The organism is Neobacillus drentensis (assembly GCF_036966985.1).
Classification (GTDB): Bacteria; Bacillota; Bacilli; order Bacillales; family Cytobacillaceae; genus Neobacillus; species Neobacillus drentensis_E.
Map to the genome: position 1 here is coordinate 1 of NZ_JBALSN010000780.1, position 2,411 is coordinate 2,411.

Sequence of the window (2,411 nt, forward strand, 5' to 3'; positions counted from 1 at the left end):
TTTTCTAGTAAAAACCCCAAATGCTCAATCGCAAAAATAACGGACCAATAATACTCCAATGCCTTTTGATTTATCGGAATCTCCCCCGCTGCTGTATTATATAGAGTTATTAAATTAATAATATTCGTGCGCATTTTTTTCAATTCTCTACTCTTTGAAGCAATAAAACTTTCTCCTTGATCAGAAAAGAGAATAAACAAAAATTGTGCCTGACTTCGAATTGTTTTAGTAGTTAAATGTGGCAATCGACTAGAGGCTGACCGCCTTCCCACGAAACCTACCCCGATAAGACCAATGAAAATTCCAATCGCAACATCGATTATTCTAGCAGAGGCAAAGTATGCAAAGCTAAAGCTATCGTGACTAGTGCTTTCTGCCATAAGTAATGCATTCGGTGTAAAAAATAGTGCAGCTAATCCATAATTTTTTACAATAAACAGCTCAGTAATAAACGTCAATAATAAAATAAATAAAGCAATTAAGTATCCATTGGGATGTGCAGCTAGAATTAAACTAGCTATTAAAATACCTAGGATGGTGCCAAATCCCCTTTGAATCGCACGATGATACGTGGAGACAATTGTAGCGCCTGACAAAACAGCTACACAGGATAAAGGCACCCAATAGGATCGTATAAATCCAAACTGAAAGGCAATAATTGCAGCAATAATTGTGATCACGCCAAACCGTATCGCCGTAATAAAAACAATCGATTGTTTATCAAGAGCACCCATAAAAAGAGTTTTAAGTGATGGTTTGGAGATTTGAATCGTTTGATTTATTTTGGAAGTTGGTTCATTCATGATGGCATCGGCATCATAAACTTTTGTAAATAGGTGTACTACTCTTTCATCCATCTCAACTGGCTGAAGAATTTTTTTTGACACACGTTCACTCTTATCCTTATAACATAATGAATGAGCTATTTCCCGGACAGTCTGCCCTAATTCAGGTGGGATGTTTGAGTGGCCATTTGAATAATTTTCAAGGACAAACAGAAATATTTTATTTGCATGATTATTTAACAAGTATAAACGATTAAATAGGTCTGTTGTTCGCCAAGGGATATACCCCGCTGCCAGTGTTTCCTCTGCTTCTTTTAAAACTGACATAACGCGATGTCTTGCCTCACTATATTTCTTTGAACCAACGGAATCTAGAAACGAAGCCAATTCCAAATAGACTCTTTGGACTACCCCTGTTTCCGGGCCATGGGGATTATAGAACCAACCAAACATGGCAATAATCCACGATAGGGCACCACCAAGAAAAACAAGGCCTGCTCGCAACGGGGCAAGCTCCGGTTGGATCGGCATTCCTGTTGTCATCGCAAAAACTAACACAAAAAAGATGGCGGAGGGTCCCTTTATTCGTAAAGCACCAAAAATAAAAATTGCAGTGGCTCCAATGATTCCCATTAAAATGGCGATGGCAAGTGGATAAGGAGCAGCAAATGTACCTAATACAGATACCAAGCACATGCCAAGGATGACAAAAAATATCTTTTTTGCCCGCTGGGCATATGGAATATTAAATACATAAAGATAGGTAAAGCTCCCCATACCTGCCAAAAATCCATATTCAATGTTACCTAAGATCAGTCCAATTGTAATAGGCAGAGCAGCAGCAACACCCGCACAAAATGCCTTTAGCCATGGAAACGGCTTCTTATTAACTGCCATTGCTTGCTTCATAATAGTTATGACTTTAGAAGAAGTTGCTCCTGATTTGTGGTTTTCACCCATGAAATCGCTTCTTTCCAAAAATTAATTCAGAGCTTCTGGTTTAAGCCAACCCTAGAGCAATTTCCATCATATTCGTAAAAGCTAATTGTCTTTCCTCCGGTGTGGTTTGTTCATTCCTAATAATATGGTCACTTACCGTCAATATGGTCAACGCATTAACGCCAGCATACGCAGCATTCATGTATAGGCCTGCTGTTTCCATTTCTACACAAAGAATCCCCATTTTCCGCCATTTTTCGATTGCAGTAGGGTCAGCATTGTAAAAAATATCGCTGGTAAGTACATTGCCTACATGAACTGGAAGACCCTTTGAATCTGCACTTTGCTTTGCTTTTTCCAACAATGAGAACGAAGCAATATTTGAAAACTCACCTGGAAGGTTGTATTGATGAACATAGCGAGAATCCGTCGATGCCCCCATTGCCAAAACAATATCATACAAATTCATCTGGTCTTGGATGGCGCCACATGTACCAATCCGAATCAAATTTTTTACACCAAAAACATGAATCAGTTCCCACGAATAAAGACTCATACTAGGCATCCCCATGCCCGTTCCCATGACGGATACTTTTTTACCTTGGTAGGACCCTGTAAATCCGAACATATTTCGGACGGAATTAAATTGAACCGGATTCTCTAAATAGGTTTCAGCAATAAATTTTG

At 39.0% G+C, this 2,411-nt stretch carries 2 protein-coding genes; both read right to left on the minus strand.

Going from position 1 to position 2,411, the window contains the following annotated elements; genetic code table 11:
* Positions 1–1,745: FUSC family protein (locus V7659_RS31655; protein ID WP_335543933.1), on the minus strand; the 1,745-nt coding region annotated here is incomplete at its 3' end.
* Positions 1,746–1,785: 40 nt separating this feature from the next.
* A partial coding sequence (deoD, locus tag V7659_RS31660; protein WP_335543934.1) for a purine-nucleoside phosphorylase occupies positions 1,786–2,411 on the minus strand: 626 nt, incomplete at its 5' end.